This is a genomic window from Mesorhizobium calcicola, from assembly GCF_042682105.1.
GTDB classification, from domain to species: Bacteria; Pseudomonadota; Alphaproteobacteria; order Rhizobiales; family Rhizobiaceae; genus Mesorhizobium; species Mesorhizobium calcicola.
Genome location: NZ_JBHUGY010000022.1, coordinates 39294 through 60140, shown reverse-complemented (window position 1 = coordinate 60140; position 20847 = coordinate 39294). Strand labels below are relative to the sequence as shown.

General features: G+C 63.1%; 22 protein-coding genes, 1 tRNA gene and 2 pseudogenes. 14 read left to right on the top strand and 11 right to left on the bottom strand.

Translation table 11 applies throughout. The features are described 5' to 3' along the window. The first annotated feature begins 92 nt into the window (after window positions 1–92). Both ACFSQT_RS14715 and ACFSQT_RS14710 read left to right on the top strand, forming a co-directional pair. Window positions 93–1211, top strand: a complete 1119-nt coding sequence (locus ACFSQT_RS14715) for an NADH:flavin oxidoreductase (protein ID WP_379019732.1) — start codon at window positions 93–95, stop codon at window positions 1209–1211. A 44-nt stretch (window positions 1212–1255) separates the two neighbouring features. Then, a pseudogene (locus ACFSQT_RS14710) lies at window positions 1256–1579 on the top strand (aldehyde dehydrogenase family protein); the annotation flags it as partial. A gap of 127 nt (window positions 1580–1706) precedes the next feature. On the opposite strand, the gene ACFSQT_RS14705 reads toward ACFSQT_RS14710, so the two are convergent. Beyond that, a complete protein-coding gene (locus ACFSQT_RS14705; RefSeq protein WP_379019730.1) occupies window positions 1707–2612 on the bottom strand; it encodes an AraC family transcriptional regulator in 906 nt (301 codons plus the stop codon). A 169-nt stretch (window positions 2613–2781) separates the two neighbouring features. On the opposite strand from ACFSQT_RS14705, the gene ACFSQT_RS14700 reads away from it, so the two are divergent. Further along, window positions 2782–3540, top strand: coding sequence for an SDR family NAD(P)-dependent oxidoreductase (locus tag ACFSQT_RS14700; protein WP_379019728.1), 759 nt, complete (start codon window positions 2782–2784; stop codon window positions 3538–3540). Between the two features lie 46 nt (window positions 3541–3586). After that, complete coding sequence (locus tag ACFSQT_RS14695) at window positions 3587–4297, top strand: glutathione S-transferase family protein (protein ID WP_379019726.1); 711 nt, start codon at window positions 3587–3589, stop codon at window positions 4295–4297. A 478-nt stretch (window positions 4298–4775) separates the two neighbouring features. On the opposite strand, the gene ACFSQT_RS14690 is transcribed toward ACFSQT_RS14695, so the two are convergent. Together ACFSQT_RS14690 and ACFSQT_RS14685 are read right to left on the bottom strand one after the other, a co-directional pair. Then, entirely contained in the window at window positions 4776–5165 is a 390-nt protein-coding gene (locus tag ACFSQT_RS14690; protein ID WP_379019724.1) for an MAPEG family protein, read from the bottom strand. A 101-nt stretch (window positions 5166–5266) separates the two neighbouring features. After that, window positions 5267–5446: pseudogene (locus ACFSQT_RS14685) on the bottom strand (IS630 family transposase); the annotation flags it as partial. On the opposite strand from ACFSQT_RS14685, the gene ACFSQT_RS14680 reads away from it, so the two are divergent. Next, window positions 5385–5693 (top strand): hypothetical protein, encoded by a 309-nt coding sequence (locus tag ACFSQT_RS14680; RefSeq protein ID WP_379019872.1) that lies wholly within the window; start codon window positions 5385–5387, stop codon window positions 5691–5693. The pseudogene ACFSQT_RS14685 and the gene ACFSQT_RS14680 sit on opposite strands and share 62 nt — an antisense overlap. Before the next feature lie 135 nt (window positions 5694–5828). On the opposite strand, the gene ACFSQT_RS14675 is transcribed toward ACFSQT_RS14680, so the two are convergent. The 4 genes from ACFSQT_RS14675 to ACFSQT_RS14660 form a co-directional block, all read right to left on the bottom strand. Continuing rightward, the gene (locus ACFSQT_RS14675) at window positions 5829–7043 is read right to left on the bottom strand and encodes an IS701 family transposase (RefSeq protein WP_379019609.1); all 1215 of its coding nucleotides are present in this window, start codon (window positions 7041–7043) and stop codon (window positions 5829–5831) included. A 330-nt stretch (window positions 7044–7373) separates the two neighbouring features. Beyond that, window positions 7374–7450, bottom strand: a tRNA-Arg gene (locus ACFSQT_RS14670). Window positions 7451–7735: 285 nt separating this feature from the next. Further along, window positions 7736–8662 carry a DUF1003 domain-containing protein gene (locus tag ACFSQT_RS14665; protein WP_379019722.1) on the bottom strand — a complete coding sequence of 309 codons (927 nt, stop codon included), beginning with the start codon at window positions 8660–8662 and terminating at the stop codon, window positions 7736–7738. 838 nt (window positions 8663–9500) lie between these two features. After that, window positions 9501–10415 (bottom strand): D-alanyl-D-alanine carboxypeptidase family protein, encoded by a 915-nt coding sequence (locus ACFSQT_RS14660; protein WP_379019720.1) that lies wholly within the window; start codon window positions 10413–10415, stop codon window positions 9501–9503. A 383-nt stretch (window positions 10416–10798) separates the two neighbouring features. On the opposite strand from ACFSQT_RS14660, the gene ACFSQT_RS14655 reads away from it, so the two are divergent. From ACFSQT_RS14655 to ACFSQT_RS14640, 4 genes are all read left to right on the top strand, one after another. Then, window positions 10799–12613: a methyl-accepting chemotaxis protein gene (locus ACFSQT_RS14655; RefSeq protein WP_379019718.1), complete on the top strand. Its 1815-nt coding sequence runs from the start codon at window positions 10799–10801 to the stop codon at window positions 12611–12613. Window positions 12614–12958: 345 nt separating this feature from the next. Then, a complete protein-coding gene (locus ACFSQT_RS14650) occupies window positions 12959–14059 on the top strand; it encodes a hypothetical protein (RefSeq protein WP_379019716.1) in 1101 nt (366 codons plus the stop codon). Between the two features lie 114 nt (window positions 14060–14173). Continuing rightward, on the top strand, window positions 14174–14794 hold the full coding sequence (locus tag ACFSQT_RS14645) for a nucleoside triphosphate hydrolase (protein WP_379019714.1): 621 nt from the start codon (window positions 14174–14176) through the stop codon (window positions 14792–14794). Window positions 14795–14880: 86 nt separating this feature from the next. Continuing rightward, a complete protein-coding gene (locus ACFSQT_RS14640) occupies window positions 14881–15228 on the top strand; it encodes a hypothetical protein (RefSeq protein ID WP_379019712.1) in 348 nt (115 codons plus the stop codon). 128 nt (window positions 15229–15356) lie between these two features. Here the strand turns inward: ACFSQT_RS14640 and ACFSQT_RS14635 are convergent, their stop codons facing one another. The 3 genes from ACFSQT_RS14635 to ACFSQT_RS14625 all read right to left on the bottom strand — a co-directional run bounded on the left by ACFSQT_RS14635 (window position 15357) and on the right by ACFSQT_RS14625 (window position 17689). Continuing rightward, entirely contained in the window at window positions 15357–16061 is a 705-nt protein-coding gene (locus tag ACFSQT_RS14635; RefSeq protein ID WP_379019710.1) for a glutathione S-transferase family protein, read from the bottom strand. 159 nt (window positions 16062–16220) lie between these two features. Beyond that, entirely contained in the window at window positions 16221–17429 is a 1209-nt protein-coding gene (locus tag ACFSQT_RS14630; RefSeq protein ID WP_379019708.1) for a beta-ketoacyl-[acyl-carrier-protein] synthase family protein, read from the bottom strand. Between the two features lie 5 nt (window positions 17430–17434). Next, window positions 17435–17689: an acyl carrier protein gene (locus ACFSQT_RS14625; RefSeq protein WP_023760236.1), complete on the bottom strand. Its 255-nt coding sequence runs from the start codon at window positions 17687–17689 to the stop codon at window positions 17435–17437. A gap of 216 nt (window positions 17690–17905) precedes the next feature. On the opposite strand from ACFSQT_RS14625, the gene ACFSQT_RS14620 reads away from it, so the two are divergent. From ACFSQT_RS14620 to ACFSQT_RS14600, 5 genes are read left to right on the top strand one after another with little or no spacing between them, the layout of a single operon-like run. Continuing rightward, complete coding sequence (locus ACFSQT_RS14620; protein WP_379019860.1) at window positions 17906–18751, top strand: urease accessory protein UreD; 846 nt, start codon at window positions 17906–17908, stop codon at window positions 18749–18751. 28 nt (window positions 18752–18779) lie between these two features. After that, on the top strand, window positions 18780–19082 hold the full coding sequence (locus ACFSQT_RS14615; protein WP_023693076.1) for an urease subunit gamma: 303 nt from the start codon (window positions 18780–18782) through the stop codon (window positions 19080–19082). 11 nt (window positions 19083–19093) lie between these two features. After that, window positions 19094–19348 (top strand): DUF1272 domain-containing protein, encoded by a 255-nt coding sequence (locus tag ACFSQT_RS14610; RefSeq protein WP_111545145.1) that lies wholly within the window; start codon window positions 19094–19096, stop codon window positions 19346–19348. A 29-nt stretch (window positions 19349–19377) separates the two neighbouring features. Continuing rightward, the gene (locus tag ACFSQT_RS14605; protein WP_379019706.1) at window positions 19378–19965 is read left to right on the top strand and encodes a HupE/UreJ family protein; all 588 of its coding nucleotides are present in this window, start codon (window positions 19378–19380) and stop codon (window positions 19963–19965) included. 6 nt (window positions 19966–19971) lie between these two features. After that, window positions 19972–20277, top strand: a complete 306-nt coding sequence (locus ACFSQT_RS14600) for an urease subunit beta (protein WP_379019704.1) — start codon at window positions 19972–19974, stop codon at window positions 20275–20277. A 7-nt stretch (window positions 20278–20284) separates the two neighbouring features. Here ACFSQT_RS14600 and ACFSQT_RS14595 read toward each other — a convergent pair whose 3' ends face one another. Next, a complete protein-coding gene (locus tag ACFSQT_RS14595) occupies window positions 20285–20779 on the bottom strand; it encodes a hypothetical protein (RefSeq protein ID WP_379019702.1) in 495 nt (164 codons plus the stop codon). Window positions 20780–20847: the final 68 nt, after the last annotated feature.

The following is a 20847-nucleotide window of genomic DNA, read 5'->3' as shown; positions in this document are numbered from 1 at the left end:
TCGATATACGTAGGCGACTTGAGGTGCCTAATTGACGCTAGGTCTACATGATATACCTGTAAGGCCCATCGAACACAACGGAGTTCCTATTCATGCCTCGTCCCGATACCAGTAGCTTGTTTCGTCCCCTCACCATCCGGTCGCTTGAACTGAAAAACCGCATCGTAATGGCGCCGATGACGCGCCTCTTCGCGCCTGAAGGCGTGCCGGGCCCGGCGAGTGCCGCCTACTACCGGCGGCGGGCCGAAGGCAGTGTCGGGCTTATATTGTCTGAGGGCACTGTGGTCGATCGCCCCGCCTCGCGCAATGATGCCGGGATCCCATTCTTTCACGGTGACCAAGCACTGGCAGGGTGGAGGAACGTGATCGATGCGGTTCACGGTGCTGGCGGCCGCATGGGACCACAAATCTGGCACACCGGAGCCGCCCGCTACATCAACGGCTGGGAGCCCGATGCGCCGGTAGAAAGCCCGTCCGGCCTCGATGCCCCGAGTGATTCCCGCGGCGTCGCCATGACCGAGGAAGACGTTGCCGATACGGTCGCAGCCTTTGCCAAAGCGGCGGCGGATGCCAAGCGGCTCGGCTTCGACACCGTCGAGATTCACGGCGCGCACGGCTACCTTATCGATCAGTTCTTTTGGGCGGGAACAAATTTGCGTACCGACCGCTACGGCGGCCCGACAATCAAGGACCGCTCCCGCTTTGCTGCTGAGATCGTCAGCGCGGTGCGCGAAGCGGTTGGTCCCGATTTTGCGATCATCATGCGCGTCAGCCAGTGGAAGCAGCAGGACTACAGCGTTCGCGTCGCGGACACGCCCGCACAGATGGAGAACTGGCTGCTGCCGTTGGTCGAGGCGGGCGTCGATGTCCTGCACGTTTCACAGCGTCGCTTCTGGGAGCCCGAGTTCCCCGAGGTCGACGGCGAGAACGGTCTCAACGGCGCAGGCTGGGCCAAGAAAGTGACCGGAGCGGCGACGATCAGTGTCGGGTCGGTCGGCCTCGACAACGACGTCACCAACGCCTTTGCCGGTAAGGGATCAACCTCAGCCAGCCTGCACCGCCTCATCGAGCGAATGGAGCGGGATGAGTTCGACCTGATTGCTGTGGGCCGGGCTCTGCTCAGCGACCCCAACTGGGCCGCCAAGGTCGAAAACGGCGATCATGTGGCCTTGAAGGGCTTCGACGCCGCTGCCTTGGCTGAACTGGTCTGATGTGGGCGGGACGGCTGGACAATAACTTCTTGCCGTCCTCCAATTATCAGGAACTGGGCGGCAAATCGCCAAACATTATCCTGCGTAGCGCCGATCTCGCATCTGCTGTCGAAGGCGGTGTGGCGCAGATGATGCTGAACAGCGGACAGTCCTGCAGCGCGCCATCACGGATGCTGGTTCACGTCGATCAGGTCGCCGAAGCGATCGGCTATGCCCGCACGGCCGCCGAAGCCTGGTCGGTCGGACATCCTTCATCCAATGCGAAGATGGGGCCGGTGGCCTCCGAGGCGCAGTGGAACAAGATCCAGCGTCTCATCCAGGCCGGGCTCGATGAAGGGGCCACGTTGGTAACCGGCGGGCTTGGCCGCCGGCGGACGAAGCTCCGCCTCGCGGGCGTGGGCGGCTTCGGCTGTGCCGCCGGTGGTGGGCCGGGAAGGAAGAACCTGCCTCGTGAGCGACGAACAAGTGCGGACAGGCAAATCAGGCTACAATCAATTACATTTGCGCCATCTCTGGCGCATCATTCGCCTGCCTGATCTGGCGAACGTCTCGCGCCGGCGGTGCGCCGAATTGGCGGAGATATTCCCGGCTGAATTGCGAAGCACTTTCATAGCCAACCGAAAACGCGACGTCGGATGCGCTGTGATTGCCGGCAAGCAGCAATTGCCGTGCTTCCTGTAGCCGGAGTTGTTTTTGATACTGGAGCGGGCTGAGGCCAGTGATCGCCAGGAAATGGCGATGTAGACTGGCGCGGCTCATGCCGCTTGCGTCGCATAGCGCCTCGATCCGCAGTCGCGCGTCATGATGGTCCCTGATCCAGGCGACGGCGCGCCGAATGCGGCCCAGCGCACCCTCAGGTCGTGCGATCTGGCGCAACAGGCGCCCCTGCGGACCTTGCAGGAGACGATAGAGCAATTCACGTTCCACCATGGGGGCGAGAACGGGGATGTCGCCCGGGGTGTCGAGCAACGACAGCAGGCGCAACAAGGTGTCGCGCAGCGGCGCCGTCATCGGATTGATGTCTAAGCCGATACCTTGGCGATCAGTGTCGCGCACTTGCGGCATGGTCGACGCAACATCTGCCAGAATGGCAGGGTCGAGAACCAGCGACACCGCGACATAAGGTTGGCCGTCATCAGCATCCCGTATCTGACCGATCAGCGGCAAATCGACGGCGCTGATAAGGTAATGCGCCAGATCGTAGCTCAGGAGATCGTCGTTGATCGCCACATCCTTCGACCCCTGCAGGATGAAGCAGATCATTGAGCGGTACAGGCAGGGTGCCCTGCCGGTGGTCGCCTGTCCGACGCTGATCTCCAGCCGAGGGATCGGCGTGACGGTTAACCCTGACGGTGCGTGACGCAACGCGATGTCGAGATGCGGGATGAGGTTTTCAGTCATCGTCTGGATATGCCACCGTCACTCTGCCAAGTAAAGCGAATGAGACAATCAGGCAAAAGCTTGAGCGTATCGGGCGGGTTCGTCGGGCCGACGTCGCCTATATCGGGGACATCAGGAGGGTGCCTTGGCGGCGCCGCTTCGCAGCATAAACGTCCCAAGAAGGTAGGTCATGACCAAACAAATCGCACTCATCACCGGCGTCAGCCGCGGTCTCGGCCGCAACATGGCGCTTCATCTTGGCAAACGCGGTGTCCACATCATCGGCACCTACCGCAGCGGTGTGGCGGAAGCCGACACGCTGCGCCAAGAGATCGAGGCGCTGGGCGGCACGGCTGCCATGCTGGCGCTCGACGTCACCGACACGGCGAGCTTCCCGACATTCGCCGAGAAGGTAGCCGATACTCTGAAGACCAATTTCGGCCGCGAGCGGTTCGACTTTCTCGTCAACAATGCCGGTAATGGCCTCTTTGCCAATTTCGCCGAGGCGACCGAAGAGCAGTTTGAGTCGTTGGTCACCACGCATCTGCGCGGACCAATCTTCCTGACTCAAAAGCTCCTGCCCCTCATCGAGGATGGCGGGCGCATCCTGAACGTCTCGTCCGGATTCGTGCGATTCACGCTGCCGGGCTACAGCCTCTATGCATCGATGAAGGCTGCGGTCGAGGTCCTGACCCGTTTTATGGCGGTCGAACTGGGCGCGCGGCGAATCCGGGTGAACGCGATCGCACCCGGCGCGATCGCGACCGACTTCGGCGGTGGCGCCGTGCGCGACAATGACGATGTGAACGCATACGTGGCGCAGGGCATCGCTCTGGGGCGTGTCGGCCTGCCGGACGACATCGGGGCCGCGGTTGCCGCCATCCTGTCCGACGACATGGGTTGGGCGAACGGAACGACCTTCGACGTATCGGGCGGACAGCTGCTCTAGCCGGGAGCAGCATTCAGGTCAGCTCCCCCGACATCGAGAGACAATCATGCCCGACGGCAAGCTCACACTCATTAGCCATCCGCCGTGCCCGTTCGTTCAGCGAGCGGCGATCGTTCTTCTGGAAAAAGGTGTTCCTTTCGAAAGAATCGACATCGATCTCGCTGCGAAGCCGGAATGGTTCCTCGCGCTTTCGCCGACGGGCAAGGTGCCTTTGTTGACGGTGCGCCAGGCAGATGGAACCGATGCAATCCTGTTCGAAAGCATGGTGATCTGCGAGTATATCGAAGAAGCCGAAGAAGGGGCGAGCCTCTATTTTCCGAATGCACTATCCCGTGCGCAACAGCGGGCATGGGTTGAATTCGGAACGGCGGCCCTCTCCGAAGCCTGGCAGTGGCTTAACCACGATGATTCCCGGACAGCCGATGCCAAAAGGGTGGTTCTCCAGGACAGGTTTCGGCGGATCGAAGCCGTACTAGAACAAGGCCCGTACTTCTCCGGATCGATGTTCAGCATGGTCGATGCGGTGTTCGCACCTGTTTTCCGCTATTTCGATTGCATCGATCCGGCTGTCTCGGAGGCGATCTTCAACGACCTGCCCCGCGTTTCTGCATGGCGACATGCCTTGGCATCGCGGCAAAGCGTTATCTCGGCCGTTCGAGAGGATTACGCCGACCTGTTCCAGCAGCACCTTCTCCAGCATGGGGCGGCGCTTGCAAGCTCCCGGACATCGCGGCCTTTCGCTCACTCCAAAAGATAGAGGAAGCAGTGACCTGGGACCCATTCTTGCTCCAGTTCAATGGAGAGTCCGGGGTTTCATTGCTGGCCTGCCGAAATGACGTCCTTGGTCCATGCCTCGCAGGATGTGCTCATGCGGGAGACGAGAGAAGCCATCAAATCGGGCTGTCGCAGAAAGGGATAGCAAGGCGTGCTATTCGGAAATCCGCCCACTCGATCGGTTGCTCTCGTTCAACCTCTCAGGAAAGAAACCCGCAGGTTCAAATCACGGCACGCAAGAGCATGAGGTTCAAAATAAGGAGCCAAGAACCCGCCGTACCGTTGGCCGGGATCGAGCCATTCACCAAGCTCGATTTGTAGCACAATAGGTATCGCAATATGTAGCACAGTCACGGCGACTGTCACGGACGCCCCCTAGTCTAGTGGTTAGAATCTGGCGGATGGTCCCCATCCGGAGCGGACCTCCGGGCGACCGAGACGGGAGGAAAGCCGACGTGTGCTCACACGAACAGGTCAGCCAAGATCAGGAAGATTCCCACCTGTGCGACGAGCCAGCAGATGGGGCGCACGCCTGGCGGCGCGAAGGCATATGCGGGAACATAAGCCAGCCGGCCGACGACGAACATCCAAGCTCCGACGACGGACAGTGGTCCAGCGGCATGAGTTGCATGCACGAGAAACAGCGCAGCGACGAACTGCGGAAATATCTCAAGCAGGTTGCGATGAGCCCGAACGAAGCGGCCGCTCAGTCCAGTCACCTCAGCCGGTTCGTCACGCGGCCCTGCGACCCAAGCCCCTCCGAGCTGACGAAGCGTCACAACGCTTGATATGGTGAGTTGCACCGAAGCTAGGAGCAGGGCTGCGAATAAGGCCCAGAGATCGCTCGTCATCACTGTCCCATCCGCCCCTTCAGCCTTTCATCAACGCACGCCGGATCTCGATCCGCAACGGGTCGAAGATAGCCGTCACCTTGAGGCCGTGAAGCGAACTCCTAGCGGATTGAAGCCAATATATGGTGGCCTCGGCTTGCAGCGGCAATGATTTTATCTGGGTCAGCGGTCCAAATGAAGGGCCGTGGCTCTTGGTTATGATCGGCGACGAAGCGGTTGATGGCGGCCTCGAGATCGACGACGCCCTTGAAGACGCCGCGCTTGAACCTGCGCTCGGTCAGGACGGCCACGCAGAACCGGCGAGACGTTGGTGCGCTGCAGGCCGGTCGCGGCGGCAATCCGGCTCGGCGTGGCGGAGGCCTCGCCCGTCAGAAACCGCATCACCATGCCTTCGGACTGCGACAGCGACAGTGCGCGTTCGTCGCTGTAGCCGCGGAACTGGATTTCGCGGGCAACGATCAGAATGAGATCGGCCAGGTCGGCCCAACGCTGCTCGGCGCTGGACCTAGCATTACAGTTGCATTCTAGATTTTAGGTGAGCTCGTCGAGCGGCCGCCTGATGGGCGCGCCTCCAGCATGACCATGCGATGACGTAGGCGGGGTTTATGCGACGCTGGGCGAGTCTGATGGCGATGCGCCGGACTTCCTGGATAGACCAGCGGATCAAATCCTGATGGTCGGCATCCGCGGTCTTTTTTGGGGCGTCGCGTCATTGGCGCGGTATCGGATCACCGCCATCATGGCGAAGGCGAGCATGACGAGGGAGGCGTGGCGATGCCAGCCATGCCATGACCGGGTTTCGTTGTGATCGAGTCCGAGCTCGTTCTTGGCGGTCTCGAAGCTGTCTTCGATCGCCCAGCGATGGCCTTCCACGGAAACGAGCGTCTGGATGCCCGTCCCGGCCGGGCACCATGTGGTGAAGAATGCGAGATCGCCGTCGCTGATATTGCGCCGGATCAGGAGGCCACGGGTCCAAAGCCCCGATTTCGTCTCGTTATATTCGTCGGCATCGAGATCGGCGAGTTCGCAGTAGGCCCAGTCATGAAGCCGCGCGCCTTTGGTGCCCTCACCGGCGGAAAGACGCTGCCATGCACTTGGATCGAGATCACGGGCGATCTCCTGAGCTGTGCCGGCGACCGGAGGCTTCCCCGACCAAGAGCCGAAATGGTGGTCCGACTTGACCCCAAGAACGTAGCCTTTGCAGGCTCGCCGCAGGGTTCCTTCGACGTCCCCGACGCCATACACCGCATCTGCGGCCACCCATGAAAACGGCACATCGGCTGCCAGCGCACGCCGTATCATATCGACAGCCAAGCCTGGCTTGGTAGCGAAGGCTATAGCCTCAGGAACATGGGTTGCTGCAAGCCTTACCGGATCTCCGGTCCAGCTTTTGGGCAAGTACAGGGCCCGATCGACAAAGGCATGACCGCGAGCGGACACATAGGCGGCGAACACACCGATCTGGCAGTTCGTTATCTTGCCTGCAGAACCTGTATATTGACGCGCAACACCGCACGATGTCTTGCCCTGCTTGAGGAAGCCCGTCTCATCGATGACCAGGACCGCATCATCTGTGGCGAGGTTTTCTACAACATACTCTCGCACGATGTCGCGAAGTGCGTCCGCGTCCCAACGCCCGCGACCCAGAATGGCTTGTTGCCGCCACGGGCCGGGATCACCGGCCGCCTCAGCGCGCATCCAACCTGTCTTACGCCGCTCGTCACCCAGCAAGCCGTCCAGGAAAAGGTTCGCAGATGCTGCAACTCGCTCCTGCGTAAACAGTCCGCGCATACGCGCTTTCACGTCACGCAGCGATGATGCCCAAAGCTCAAGCGTAGTTTCGATTGATGCACCTGTCATCCATGACCTCCGAATCATGGAGACCCATAGATTCAGACCATAGATAAATATGCAACTGTAATGCTAGGCTGTGAACCCATAAATCGGCGAACGGTCGCTATTGATGGAGTGGTAACGGCCTAGCGCTACCATCATCAACCACCATGATCCGGTGCATGCTATCTGCCCCAGAAAGGGCAGCCATTGGTCACGGCGTCATCTTCGAGCAGACTTCAAAAGCACTTTTCCACAGGGGGAGACGCCGAAACTGGCGCGATCTCTTGTGCTTCCGTAGTGCTTCCGCGCAAAAAAGTGTGACGACACTCCCCAAATCACCAAGAGCTAACTATCTGATTTTTATCATTAAACTGGCGCACCCGACAGGATTCGAACCTGTGACCTCTGCCTTCGGAGGGCAGCGCTCTATCCAGCTGAGCTACGGGTGCTTCCCGGCGATCCGGAAAACGAACCAGCCGGTGAACCGGCAAGTCAGGGCTTCTTAGCGGAAGCAGGCGCGGGCTTCAACGGGCAATTGGCGATTGTCCCTTGATGGGGATGGGTTGGTCCGCTCACGGGTGTGAGCTTCTCGGATATGGCGCTCCCCCTCTCCGTCTCGGCTTCGCCGAGCCACCTCTCCCCCATTCCATGGGGGCGAGGAACCAAGCCTTCCCGGGGACGCGCGTTGTGACCGTAGCTCGCCCTTTCCGTTCAACGCCACCGGTGCCGACCCCTCACTCCCCGGCCTCACCCCTCACCGCCCGCGCCCTCCGTGGCGCCCGCTTCGCCTTCTTTGCGCCGGTCAGTTCGTGCATCGCATCCAGCTGCATCTGCTGCATTTCGGCCAGGCGGGTCCATTGGCGCGAGATCAGGTAGTCGAGCTTTTCGTGCAGATGGCGCACTTCCAGCTCGGCCTTGAGGTTGACGCGGTATTCGTTGAACGAGCGCAGGCGGTCCTTGGTCTCCTGCCGCTTCTGGCTCATCATGATGATCGGCGCCTGGATGGCGGCAATGCAGGAGAGCAGAAGGTTGAGCAGGATGAAGGGGTAGGGATCGAAGGCGCCCGACGTGCCCTCGAGCAGGTTGAGGCCGATCCACAGCAGAAGCACGCTGCCGAACGAGATCAGGAACCACCAGCTGCCGCCGAAGGCGGCCATGTTGTCTGAGACGCGGTCGGCAAATGTCCGGTGCTCCTCGAACTCCTCCTCGCTGTTTTCCGAAATGGTGTCTTGCCTGGCGATGCTCTCGACCACCTGGCGGTCGAGCTCGGAGAATTCGCCGTGCTCCTGCTGGAGAAGCTCCTCCATGTAGCGCATGCGGTAGCGGCCGAGCTCGGCGCGGCTGATGCGGGCGCCGGGCGGCAGGTCCGGATGGTCGGCATGGATGCGGTCGGCGAGGCTCGGGCGCAGCGTGTCGATGCGGACAAGATCGCGCTTGCGGAATTTCCGGCCTGAGATCGCCGACGGCTTTTTCTTCGGCTTGGCGTGCGATGCGCCTGGAGCCGATGGCTCCGAGTCCGGCACCTCAGGCACCTCGAAGTGCTCCTCCGAACCATGTTCGGCCTCGTGCTCGCCTGTCGTCGGCGCCTCGAAATATTCGCCGCCGCTGTCGTGCTGGTTGTCTTCCGCCTGTTCGGACGGCGTCTTGGGGGCGGTGCTCATGATGCGGGCTCCTGCGGTGGTGCTCAGCTATACGGTATGCCTATGCCGCAACATCGCCAGCATCGCGACGGATTTCGCAGCACTACAAGTGTTTTTGATCGATGCGGGGCGGCAGCGGGCTCGATGTTGCTGGCGGCGGTTCGAAGGCTCATCGCGGCGGAGAGACATTCGAGATTGGCCGAAGCCGCCCCACCTTCGTCATCCACGGGCGAAGCGGACGCTCAGACCCAAGGATCCGGAAATGCAGCGGCGCAGGATAGAAACTCGTTCCGTCGCGATCCTTCTCACCCCCCTCTGTCCTGCCGGATATCTCCCCCGCAAGGGGGGAGATTAGCAGTTTGTCTGACGGCGCTTTTTCTTCGACGTTGGGTATCGGCGAAAGCAATCGTGACATCCAATCTCCCCCCTTGCGGGGGAGATGTCCGGCAGGACAGAGGGGGGTGCTGTCCCGCCGACATCAACCTTCTGCACCGCTGCAACGCTCAAACATCGCGGCATGGATCATCGGGTCTGCGCTGCGTCGCTTCGCTCCTTGCTCCGCCCGTGGATGACGAAGCGATGGGCGTCTTCGCCAATCGCCAAGGCATGCGGGAACCACGGCGTACAGGTTTGCGGGAGGATGGCTTGCGTGGACAGTTGGCGACGGAAACAAAAAACCCGCCTGGCGGCGGGTCGATTGGCGCAAATCAGCACCATGTCCGAATCTATAGCATAATTGCCCTCACCGGACAATCCGTCACCGGGCAGCCGGGGGGACAGTCGCGCTGCGGCCCTTCGCAGGCGTTCGTCGCTCAAAAAGCCAAGCAATTGGCTTTTTGCCCGCTGCGCGGACCCCTCCTCACTGCTGTTCGGCGAACATCAGCCTTGTCTTGGTGTCGGCCATCGCAGGCGATAGGCTGCGCTGGATCAGCGCTTCGACATGGTCGTTGCGCTGGCGGGCGCTGTCGGCGCCCATCACCACGACGATCAGCTGGCGGCCGTCGGCGTCGTAGGAGGTGACGATGTTGAAGCCGGAGGCCCTGATGTAGCCGGTCTTGATGCCGTCGACGCCGCGCACGCGGCCGAGCATGTCGTTGTGGCCGCGCACCAGCCGGCCGCGGAACATGAAATCGCTTGCGGAGAAATAGTGGAACTGCTGCGGGAAGCGGGAATGCAGCGCCATGCCGAGCACCGCCATGTCGCGCGCCGAGGTGTGCTGGTCGTCGTCGGGCAGGCCCGACGCGTTGCGGAACACGGTGCTGGTCATGCCGAGCTGGCGCGCCTTGGCGGTCATCATGCCGGCGAACTGTTCCTCCGAGCCGCCGAGATATTCGCCGACCGCCACCGCCACGTCATTGGCCGATTTGACGACGATGGCGCGGATCGCCGAATCGACGTCGATGGTCTCTCCGCGCCTGAAGCGCATCTTGGTCGGCGGCTGCGAGGCGGCATGGTCCGACACCGGGATCTGTGTTTCCTTGGTGACGCGGCCGGCATCCAGCGCCTCGAACAGCAAATACAGCGTCATCATCTTGGTCAGCGACGCCGGATAGCGCGGCGCCGTCGAGTTGACCTCGAACAGCTGCTTGCCGGTCTTGGCGTCGACGACGATGGCGGCATATTTCTGCGGCGGCGCCGGCACCGCCAGCACGGCATCCGGCGGCGTCGCGGTGGTGCAGCCGGCGAGCAGCAGCAACAGGCCAAGGGCCGCGAAAAGTCTCTGGATGAGCGGCAGGGGACGCGGGCTGGACAAGGGCAAGTCTGTTCTGGTCATGCTGTTGCTGAGATGAGGCGAAGCTAACGTAACCCGCCGGCTGCGTCCATTTGGTTAATGCCGGTCTCAGGGCAATTCCCCTGGGTTTTGAACGGCGCGAACGGATCTAGCCCCATCTTCCGGATGTCTGCGCTGCCCCTCACCCTTACCCTCTCCCCGTGAAGGACGGGGAGAGGGGGTCGCTGGCGCTGGAGTTTCTCCCTTCTCCCCGTTCTTCACGGGGAGAAGGTGCCGGCAGGCGGATGAGGGGCAGCGCCGACTTAGGATATGGTGGCGCCCTATCGAGCAGCCGCCCCGAAATCGCCTGTTTCCTGTCTTCCCTTGCCAAAGCCGCGTTTCCCGTGGGAAGGGGCGTGGCATCGGCTGACTTGGGGGGCTTGGGAATGACGAATATCGGGGCCGGGGGCGCTGCGCCCTCGCTTATCAAGGCATCACTCAGCCGCACCGGCAAATGGGCCGGCAGCATCGCCTTTGTCGGGGGTGCGGCTTCCGACATCCTCAATCCGCTGGCGCCGTTCGCCGCCTATATCGCGCTGGTCGCCTCGGTGGCGGCGGTCATCATCGCCATCGCCATCGTGCTCAGGCTGGTGCTGGCGGCCAAGGCGCTGCCGGCCTTGATTTTCGCCACCAGCGCGGCCGCCGTCGCCGGCGGCGTCTACGGCCTGCAACAGCAGACCAATTCGCAGAACGGGGTGATCGCCAGCCTGGTGCCGGCCATCGCCGGGCTGCAGCAGTCGATGGGCATCGTCTCGCAGAAGGTGGCCAAGATCGAGCAGACGGTCACGCAAACGCAAAAGACGGTCGAAGAGGTCAAGCAGTCGACCGACACGGTGGCGAAGAAGACCGAGGAGATCGCCTCCACCCAGCAGCAGCAGACGCAGCAGACCGCACTTGTGCAAAAGACCGCCGAGGCGGTGAAGAAACAGACCGAGACGCTGGCCGCCGGCCAGGCGCAGCAGCAGGCCCAGACCGAGAAGCTGCAGGCGACAACCGAGCAGATCGCCGCCTCGATCGATACCATCGCCAAGGGCTTTGCCGCGCTTGCCGCGCAAGGCGGGGCGATCGCCGAGCCGAAGCGGCCGGACGAGTTTTATCACAACGCCCGCGTCTACGAATTGTCGGGCGACATGCTCAATGCGCGGCGCTCCTATCTCGCCTTTGCCGGCTTCGATGTCGATGCCATCGATCCCTACACGCGCTTTGCCACGCTGCTCAGGGTCCAGGACGGCAAGGCCGGCGCCCGCGAGGTGTTCGGCGCGCTTTCCGACAAGAGCAAGGCGCTGTCGATCAAGCTCGTGCATATCCTGCAGTTCGACGACGCCCAGCGCCTCGACAAGCTCAACGCCTTCATCGCGGCCAATGCGGATTTCGCACCGGCCTATTTCCTGTTGGCGCAGGAGTTTTCGGAAGACCGCCTCGGCGCCCAGACGCTGGCCGACAAGCGCAACGAGGCCAAGGCGCTGACCAGGTTCGTGGCTTACGAAAAGGACGGCGGGCTGCTCAAATATTTCGTCGACCAGACGCAGCTCGCCGACTGGCTGGACCGCAGCCGCAGCCGGCTGGCGGCCCTTGGCGACGTGCTCGATCCCGCGCGCTTCGTCCCGACGCTGACGCCGATGCGCTCGAACCAGGGCTGGTCGATGACCATCTCGCTGCCGGAGCCGGCGACCGCCATTTCCTGGCGCATGGGCGACAGCGGCCCGTTCACCGACACCGGCTTCCTGGCGCTCAACGACCAGACCACCGGCAAGCCGATGCCCAATCCGAGTTTCGAGCTGCCCGGCAGCACCGTGGCCGGCACCATCGCCGTCAAGTACCTCGACATCAGGGGGCGCGAGACCGGCCCGTTCGACATCCGCTTCGACCCGGAGGCAGCACTCCAGCAAGGCGACAAGCAGATCCTCGACCAGTTCTGGACCTCGTGGATCGCTTTCGATTCCGGCGGCAATCACGGCCTGGTCTATTTCACCCAGATGCTGTCCTACCGCTGCGCCATCAAGGAGGTGCATTACAGCCTGAACGGTGCCACGCTCGACAAGTCGTTCGAGATACCGCCCTGCGACAAGAAGGACCCTTACGCCATCCCTTACGACGCCAAGGGCTACATCAAGGTTGCCGACAGAGTGACGTCGATGTCGGTGCAGGTCACCTATACCGACGGTACCAAGTCGCCGGTGCGGGAATACAAGCGGCAGTAGGCCTGAGGGCGCTGGTCATGGCGATGGCTTCAGTTTGGCCCTCGTCTTTCCCTCGTTTGCGCCGCCCCTCACCTGCCTGCCGGCATCCTCTCCCCGTATAGGGACGGGGAGAGGGGCGCTGTCGTCAACGGTTTCGCCAATCACCAGCGTTGCAGAGAAGGCGCCAGCGCGCGGCCAGTTCCCTTCTCCCCGTCACTATACGGGGAGAAGGTGCCGGCAGGCGGATGAGGGGCAGCGCCGACCCGACGGTTTCCATTGTGCCTGATGCAAAATGCCTTACGCGGTGCTTGCGCAATCAGCACTGAACGGGTTCTGTTTGTGCCTTCAGAATCGGGTGAGAGCGCAATGGATATCAGCACGATCAAGGCAAAAGGCATTTCCGTCTCGCTCGATCTCACGGTCGGCCACATCGCCGACATGGTCGTCGACAGTGGTGGGCGGCAGCTGAGACCGCTGCATCGCGCACCGTGGATCGACGAGCCGCGCGAGACGCTGCCGAACGACCTGCCCGAGGGCACTGTCCGCCTGTCCGGCGACTTCCTCTGCGCGCCGTTTTCGCGCAGCGATGTCGAGGACGCGCCGCTGCATGGCTGGCCGGCCAACAGCGCCTGGGATGCCGTCGACAGCGCCGCGACGGACGATGGCTGGCGGGCTGGCTTCCGCTTGCGGCACAAGGTGATGGGCGCGACGGTCGACAAGATCCTGACGCTGCGCGACGACCATCCCTTCCTCTACCAGGAGCATGTGTTTTCCGGCGGCCATGGTGCGATCTCGGTCGCCCATCACCCGATGACGGCGATGACGGGCGGCGGCAGGCTGGCCTTTTCGCCGAAGCGTTTTGCCGCGACGCTCGACGATCCGCTGGAGCCGGATCCCGCACGCGGCCGCTTCATGCTGGCCTATCCGGCGCGATCCGCCGATCTCGGCCATTTTCCCGCCGCCGCCGGCGGCACGGTCGACCTGACGGAGTACCGCATGGGCGACCGTCGCGAGGATTTCGTCACGCTGGTTGAGGCCGATCATGGCGGGCCGGGCTGGACGGCACTGGCGCGCCAGGCCGAAGGCGATCTGGTGCTGGTGCTGAAGAACCCGGCCGAACTGCCGATCACCATGCTGTGGCTCAGCAATGGCGGACGCGACTACGCGCCCTGGAACGGGCGCCATCGCGGCGTGCTCGGCATCGAGGACGCTCGCGCTTGCGTCGGCCATGCCGCGTCGATCGGCGACAACTGGCTGAAGCGCGAAGGCGTAGTGACCGCCTTTGCGCTCGGCGAAGGCCGCAGCGTCTCCTTCCGCCATGTCATCGGCGCCATGCCGCTCTCCGGCGGCGAGCCGCCGCGGGAGGTCACCACGGCGAACGGCCGCATGCGGCTGGCCGGCAGCTCGACCTGGGAGGTTCCCTTCGACAGCGATTTCCTGCGCATCGGCGACACGGTGGCTGCCTGAAGCGAGATTGCGCGGCCGTAGGGTTTGAAATTTCCGCCAACTGCCGCCAAGATGTGGCCGAAATCATCATGCGGAACATGGTGGATTTGAAGCTCCTGCCAGAGAGAGGCTCTCATGTCCGAAATCGCCCATCTCGCCGCCACCATCTTCAAGCGAGCCGGCAAGGCGCGGCGCTTCATCGTCGCCATTGCCGGCCCGCCCGGTGCCGGCAAGTCGACGCTGTCGGCAAGCCTGCATGATCTGTTGCCGGAAGGTGCCGTGGAAGTCGTGCCGATGGACGGCTTCCACTATGACGACATCGTGCTCGAACGGCGCGGCCTGCGCGCGCGCAAAGGGGCGCCGGAAACCTTCGATTTTGCCGGTTTTGAGGCCCTGCTGAAGCGCATCCGGGCCGGCGAACCCGATATCGCCATCCCGGTCTTCGACCGCAACATGGAACTGTCGCGCGCCGCCGCCTCGATCATCGCCACCGAGACCAAGTTCATCCTGGTCGAAGGCAATTACCTGCTGCTCGACGAGGAACCGTGGTCGCGGCTGGCGCCGCTGTTCGATTTCTCGATCTTCGTCGACGTGCCGCGCGACCAACTCGAGCGCCGCCTGCTCGAGCGCTGGCACGGCCATGGGCGCTCCGACGCGGATGCGCGCGCCTGGATCGCCTCCAACGACATGCCGAACATCGACCGCGTGCTTGCCCGTCGCCGGACCGCCGACCTGGTGATCGGCCAATCCGCTTGATTCTAAGGATTCTTCAAGGGGAACCTTAAGACTTTCAGGCCGTTATCGCCGACAAGGCAATCCTGCCAGAAGAGGGATTCCATCCGATGGCACAAAAGGCAAGAAAGCCTGCGCCCGCCAAGGGCAAGGCAACCCAGTCGAAGACAGGCGCCGGTCCGGCGATCGCCGAGCGTTCGAAGGATGCCAAGCCGTCCTTCGGCAAGGCAGCGCCCAAGAAGGTGGTGCCGGCTGCGGCGAAAGCCGCGCCCAAAGCCGCAAAGCCGAAAAAACCGGCGAACGCCAACGACTCGCTGGCCGGCAGCGCCATGCGCACCGTCAAGGCCACGGCCAATGTAGCAGCCGGGGCCGTCGTTGTGGCGGCGAGAGGTGCTGCATCGTTTGCCGCTTCCGTCGTGGGCAAGGGCGGCTCGAAAGCCAAGGCGAAGGCAAAGTAGTCGCGTTTTGTCGAGGGCCTGGCCGGCTTTGATTTAGAGCAGTTCACCGTCCTACGGAAACTGCTCTGATTCTTTGTTTTGACGCAATTCCGGACGGACGACCGCTTCCGCACTTTTCCTGGAATTGCTCAGCCCTTCGCCGGGATGGTCAGGCCTTTCTGCACGGCCGGCCTGGCGAGGCCGCGTTCCAGCCATGTCCCGACATTGGCGAAATCATCGAAGCCGACGAGTTCGCGCGCTTCGTAGAAGCCGATCAAATTGCGCACCCAGCCGAGCAGCGAGATGTCGGCGATGGTGAAGTCATTGTCCATGATCCACTTGCGGCCCTTCAGCCTGCCGTCGAGCACGCCGATCAGCCGCCGCGATTCATCACGATAGCGCTCCAGCGGGCGCTTGTCGGCGATTTCGCGGCCGGCGAATTTGTGGAAGAAGCCTACCTGGCCGAACATCGGCCCGACCGAGGCCATCTGGAAGAACACCCATTGGATGGTCTCGTAGCGTCGCGCCGCGTCCACCGGGATGAGCAGGCCGGTCTTTTCGGCGAGGTAGAGCAGGATGGCGCCGGATTCGAAGAGGCCGATCGGCTTGCCGTCCGGACCGTTCGGATCGATGATCGCGGGTATCTTGCCGTTGGGGTTGAGCGACAGGAATTCCGGTGTCCAGCTCTCGTTCTTGCCGATGTTGACCCAGTGCGCTTCGTAGGGCAGGCCGAGCTCTTCCAGGGCGATCGATATCTTCACCCCGTTGGGCGTCGTGGCCGAATAGAGCTGGATCTGGTCCGGATGCTTGGCCGGCCAGCGCGTTGTGATTGGAAAGGCGGACAGGTCGGCCATGGAAACTCCTGAACGGGGATTGGCGCCGAGCGGCGCTGGTTTTGGCGGGTTCGCCAAGGATTAGGCGGACGGCCTATTCTGATCAATATGGCAGCGACTGTTTCGCAATGCACCGCCCGGGCAGGTGTGACCGCCCGGCAGACCTGGATCGCCCCGGGATCAGACGGCCTTGAAGGCCAGCACCGCATTGGTGCCGCCGAACGCGAAGCCATTGCTGATCGCGGTGCGCACCTTGCGTTCACGCGCCACGTTCGGCGTGACGTCGAGGTCGCAATCGGGGTCGGCTTCGCGAAAATTGGCTGTCGGCGGCACGATGCCTTCGCGGATCGCCATCACGCAGGCGATCATCTCCAGCGCGCCGGATGCGCCAAGGCAATGGGCATGCATCGATTTGGTCGACGACACCGACAGCCTGTAGGCGTGGTCGCCGAAAACGCGCTTGATCGCCGCCGTCTCGATCTGGTCGTTGGCCTTGGTGCCGGTGCCATGGGCATTGAGATAGTCGACATCCTCGGGATTGAACCCGGCGTCGGCCAGGCAGGCGCGCATCGCGGCCGTCGGTCCTTCGACGGTCGGCGCGACGATATCGGACGCATCGGCGGAAAGACCGGCGCCGGCAATTTCGGCAAGGATTGTGGCGCCGCGCGCCATGGCATGCTCGTAGCTTTCCAGCACCGCCATGCCGGCGCCTTCACCGAGCGACAGGCCCTGGCGATCGGCCGAAAATGGCCGGCACGTATCGGGCGCCAGCACCCGCAACGCTTCCCAGCCCTTCAGGATACCCCAGACCAGCGGCGCATCGGTGCCGCCGGCGACCATGACGTCGGCGCGACCGAGCCTGATCTGGTCGACCGCCGAGGCGATGGCGTGATTGGACGATGAACAGGCCGACGTGACGCCGAAGACCGGCCCGCGCAGGCCGAGATTCATGCTGACATGGCCGGAGGCCGCACTGGGCATCACTTTCGGCACTGTGAAGATGCCGGCGCGGTTCCTGCCCTCGCTCAGGATGGCGCGATAATTCTCCTCGATCGCCTCCCAGCCGCAAACGCCCACGCCGACAATGGTGCCCATCCGGTAGGTGGTGGCTTCGTTCGAGACCAGGCCGGACTGATGCATGGCCTCCCGCGCCGCGATGGTTGCCAGCAGGCTGAAGCGATCCATCGACACGGTCTGCTTGCGATCGATGCCGTGATCGGGAAGCGTCTTGATTTCGCAGCCGACCTTGACCTTCAGGTCATGCAGCTGCGGACTGGTGATCTGGCCGATCGCCGAGCGGCCGGCGCGCATCTCGTTCCAGATCGCGGACGCGTTGGTGCCGAGCCCGCAAATGCCGCCCATGCCGGTGATGACGACGCGCCTGTGCATTCAGGTCAGGCTTTTTTCGCGATCAGCGCGCGAACAGCTTCGACCATGTCGCCGACATTCTTCAGATTGCTCCAGGCATCGACCGTGTTCATCTCGATCTCGATGCCATATTCTTCCTCGAGATCGAAGATGATCTCGGTCAGCTCGAGCGAATGGATACCAAGCGAGGTCAATTCAGTGTTGGTGGTGATTTCTTCGCCGCCCGGCTCGGCATGAGCCTTGATCTTCGCGATGATATCCGTTGCCAGCTGGTCGGCCATTCGGTTTCTTCCCCACTATGTCGCGTTTCCCGACGCCAATTGAGCAGCGCCCCTTTTTCTCCTGGTATCAAGCCGCCGTCTTCGCTTTATACCCCCGCCAAGCGCTGCATGACCGTACCAAGGTGGTTCCCTCTATAGAAACCGAAACGTTGTCAAGCAACAAGCTATATCGAGCCATATATCGACAAAGCCGCAGGAGTGCTTAACGTGGCTCGCATGGATATGAGCGAATATGGGGGCGAACATGGCGGGATTTCGACGCAGCGCGTTGCGGGCGTGGCGCGGCTTTCCTGCGCCCTCGGTGACCGTCGCACGCGCCTGCGGCGCCTCTATCAGGATGGTGCCGCCAAGATAAGGATGCCGGCTGTCTCGGCCGACCCGCTCGAAGCGGTGCTGATCAACACCGCCGGCGGGATGACAGGCGGCGACCGTATCGCCTGGCACGTGGATGTCGGCGCGGCCGGATCGGCGTCGATCACGACCCAGGCTTGCGAGAAAATCTATCGGGCGGCATCCGACCGTGCCGAGGTGCGGGTCAAACTGTCGGTCGGCGAAAACGGCCGCATCGCCTGGTTGCCGCAGGAAACCATCGTCTTCGACCGGGCGGCCTTTGCCCGCACGCTCGACGTCGAGCTTGCTACCGGGGCCGAGGCGCTGGTGCTGGAGGCCGCCGTCTTCGGCCGCCTTGCCATGGGCGAACGTGCCACGCAGGGCCATTTCCATGACCGCTGGCGTGTCCGCCAGAATGGCAAACTCATTCATGCCGAGGATTTCCGCATCGGACCCGATATCGCGGCCACGCTCGACCGCCCGGCGATTGCCGGCGGCGCCATCGCGATGGCGACGTTGCTGTTGGTGTCGCCGCGGGCCGAGGACCTGCTCGATCCTGTTCTTGAGATCGTCTCCGGCCAGGGCAGCGCCAGCGTCTGGAGCGTGAAGGAATCTGGCAAGCTTCTTGCGAGGCTTTACGCCGGGGACGGCTACCGGCTGCGCCAGCGGCTGGTTCCTCTCGTCGAATTGCTCAACGGAAGGGCGGGATTGCCCAAATTATGGTCACTGTAGGTCTGTCTATGCCAGTCCAGGGAAACGCATGAACCTGACGCCGAGGGAAAAGGACAAGCTGCTGATCGCCATGGCGGCGATCGTGGCGCGCAAGCGGCTCGAACGCGGCGTCAAGCTCAATCATCCGGAAGCGATCGCGCTGATCACCGATTTCGTCGTCGAGGGCGCCCGCGATGGCCGCCCGGTCGCCGAATTGATGGAGGCCGGCGCCCATGTCGTCACCCGCGCGCAGGTGATGGAAGGCATCGCCGAGATGATCCACGACGTGCAGGTCGAGGCGACGTTCCCCGACGGCACCAAGCTGGTGACCGTGCACGAACCCATCCGGTGAGGAGAGAAAAGATGCTTGAGCTGCGCCCCAACTGCGAATGCTGCGACAAGGACCTGCCACCGGAGGCGGCCGACGCCTTGATCTGCACCTTCGAATGCACCTTTTGCGCCGACTGCGTGGAACATGTGTTGGGCGGCACCTGCCCCAATTGCGGCGGCAATTTTTCGGCGCGGCCGATCCGCCCGGCGGCGATGCTTAAGAAATATCCCGCTTCGACCAGGCGTGTTCTCAAAGCCGAAGGGTGTGGCCCGCGCAAGGCCGCGTGAGCACCACGGCAAAACGAAAGGCAGATAGAATGATCTCAGCCAAACGCCTGTGCCTGTCGGCGATCCTGCTGCTGGCCGCTGCCATGCCGGCCTATGCCCATGTCGGCATCGGCACGACCTCGTCCTTCACGGCCGGCTTCATGCACCCGCTCTCCGGCCTCGATCATACGAGCGTGATGATCGCGGTCGGCCTGTGGGCGGCGCTCAAGGGCGGCAAGGCAATCTGGGCCTGGCCGGCGGCTTTCGTCGGCGTCATGCTGGCCGGCGGCGGGCTCGGCATGCTGCATATGCCGCTGCCCTTGGTCGAACCCGGCATACTGGCGTCGGTCGTGGCGCTCGGGCTGCTGGTGGCGCTGGCGGTCGATCTGCCGGTATCGGCCGGCGTCGCCATCCTCGGCCTTTTCGCGCTCTTCCACGGCCACGCCCATGGCACCGAAGTGCCGGAAAACGCAGGCGGGCTCGACTACATGGCCGGCTTTGCCATCGCCACCGTGCTGCTGCACGCCATCGGCATCGCTGCCGGCCTTGGCCTCGGCGCCAGGTTCCGTGGCTTGGCCCGCGCCGCCGGTGCGGCCTGCGCGGCGGTCGGTGCCGGCCTCGCCTTCGGCGTGTTGTGAGGCACGATGATCCCCGGCGAAATCATCACCAAGGACGGCGATATCGAGCTCAACAAGGGCTTGCCGACCGTCACCCTGAAAGTGGCCAACAGCGGCGACCGGCCGATCCAGGTCGGCAGCCACTATCATTTCTTCGAGACCAATGAGGGGCTGAGATTCGACCGCGAGCGGGCGCGCGGCATGCGCCTCGACATCGCCGCCGGCACGGCCATGCGCTTCGAGCCCGGGCAGGAGCGCGACGTGACGCTGGTGCCGCTCGGCGGCAAGCGCGAGGTCTACGGATTCCAGCAGAAGGTGATGGGCAAGCTGTGAGACCGACTCAGTTCGACGGCTTGGCCGCGGCGTATATGACGATCTTTCCAGGATCGTCGAATTCGACGGCCAGAACATCCTGCGCAAGCACGCGCCGCGACGCGATGGCGTTGAACAGCAGTGCGTTGGCCTCGATCTCCTTGCGCAGCTCGGCAATGTCGTCCTGATGCTGTTTGAGCTTGCTCTCGATCGCTGGCGGCGGGCCGCCTTCGCTGCGCGCGGCGTCGGTGAGCAACACAATATCGACCTTGTCGAGCTTGGACGTCTTGCGCACCGTGCCGATGTTTTCACGCGTGCGATCGATCGCCGTGTTGACGTTGCGGGCTTCGGCGGTGGCGTTGGCCTCTTCCTGCTTGACCTCCGAGCCGATGATGCGGTTGACGGTCTCCGTGCTTTCGACCCCTTGCGCGTTCAGCACGGCAGCCGGACAGGCCGCCGCGAAAAGCGCCATGACGGCGACTGCTTGCAGTCGTCTTGTGGCGGAAAAGGCAGTGATCGCCATCGCTCGATCCTGAGAGAAATCGTTTCGGGACGCGGTTTAGCGCGAAAAGAACAAAACGAATCCCGCCC

Bases quoted from the DNA above. Each gene is read 5' to 3' on its own strand.
- ACFSQT_RS14675 (WP_379019609.1), bottom strand. From the start codon at position 7,043: ATGATTCGGAGGTCATGGATGACAGGTGCATCAATCGAAACTACGCTT.
- ACFSQT_RS14635 (WP_379019710.1), bottom strand. From the start codon at position 16,061: ATGGCCGACCTGTCCGCCTTTCCAATCACAACGCGCTGGCCGGCCAAG.
- ACFSQT_RS14705 (WP_379019730.1), bottom strand. From the start codon at position 2,612: ATGACTGAAAACCTCATCCCGCATCTCGACATCGCGTTGCGTCACGCA.
- ACFSQT_RS14595 (WP_379019702.1), bottom strand. From the start codon at position 20,779: ATGGCGATCACTGCCTTTTCCGCCACAAGACGACTGCAAGCAGTCGCC.
- ACFSQT_RS14680 (WP_379019872.1), top strand. From the start codon at position 5,385: ATGGCGGCCTCGAGATCGACGACGCCCTTGAAGACGCCGCGCTTGAAC.
- ACFSQT_RS14660 (WP_379019720.1), bottom strand. From the start codon at position 10,415: ATGACCAGAACAGACTTGCCCTTGTCCAGCCCGCGTCCCCTGCCGCTC.
- ACFSQT_RS14640 (WP_379019712.1), top strand. From the start codon at position 14,881: ATGGCACAAAAGGCAAGAAAGCCTGCGCCCGCCAAGGGCAAGGCAACC.
- ACFSQT_RS14700 (WP_379019728.1), top strand. From the start codon at position 2,782: ATGACCAAACAAATCGCACTCATCACCGGCGTCAGCCGCGGTCTCGGC.
- ACFSQT_RS14625 (WP_023760236.1), bottom strand. From the start codon at position 17,689: ATGGCCGACCAGCTGGCAACGGATATCATCGCGAAGATCAAGGCTCAT.
- ACFSQT_RS14695 (WP_379019726.1), top strand. From the start codon at position 3,587: ATGCCCGACGGCAAGCTCACACTCATTAGCCATCCGCCGTGCCCGTTC.
- ACFSQT_RS14620 (WP_379019860.1), top strand. From the start codon at position 17,906: ATGGATATGAGCGAATATGGGGGCGAACATGGCGGGATTTCGACGCAG.
- ACFSQT_RS14645 (WP_379019714.1), top strand. From the start codon at position 14,174: ATGTCCGAAATCGCCCATCTCGCCGCCACCATCTTCAAGCGAGCCGGC.
- ACFSQT_RS14650 (WP_379019716.1), top strand. From the start codon at position 12,959: ATGGATATCAGCACGATCAAGGCAAAAGGCATTTCCGTCTCGCTCGAT.
- ACFSQT_RS14630 (WP_379019708.1), bottom strand. From the start codon at position 17,429: ATGCACAGGCGCGTCGTCATCACCGGCATGGGCGGCATTTGCGGGCTC.
- ACFSQT_RS14600 (WP_379019704.1), top strand. From the start codon at position 19,972: ATGATCCCCGGCGAAATCATCACCAAGGACGGCGATATCGAGCTCAAC.
- ACFSQT_RS14690 (WP_379019724.1), bottom strand. From the start codon at position 5,165: ATGACGAGCGATCTCTGGGCCTTATTCGCAGCCCTGCTCCTAGCTTCG.
- ACFSQT_RS14610 (WP_111545145.1), top strand. From the start codon at position 19,094: ATGCTTGAGCTGCGCCCCAACTGCGAATGCTGCGACAAGGACCTGCCA.
- ACFSQT_RS14655 (WP_379019718.1), top strand. From the start codon at position 10,799: ATGACGAATATCGGGGCCGGGGGCGCTGCGCCCTCGCTTATCAAGGCA.
- ACFSQT_RS14715 (WP_379019732.1), top strand. From the start codon at position 93: ATGCCTCGTCCCGATACCAGTAGCTTGTTTCGTCCCCTCACCATCCGG.
- ACFSQT_RS14605 (WP_379019706.1), top strand. From the start codon at position 19,378: ATGATCTCAGCCAAACGCCTGTGCCTGTCGGCGATCCTGCTGCTGGCC.
- ACFSQT_RS14665 (WP_379019722.1), bottom strand. From the start codon at position 8,662: ATGAGCACCGCCCCCAAGACGCCGTCCGAACAGGCGGAAGACAACCAG.
- ACFSQT_RS14615 (WP_023693076.1), top strand. From the start codon at position 18,780: ATGAACCTGACGCCGAGGGAAAAGGACAAGCTGCTGATCGCCATGGCG.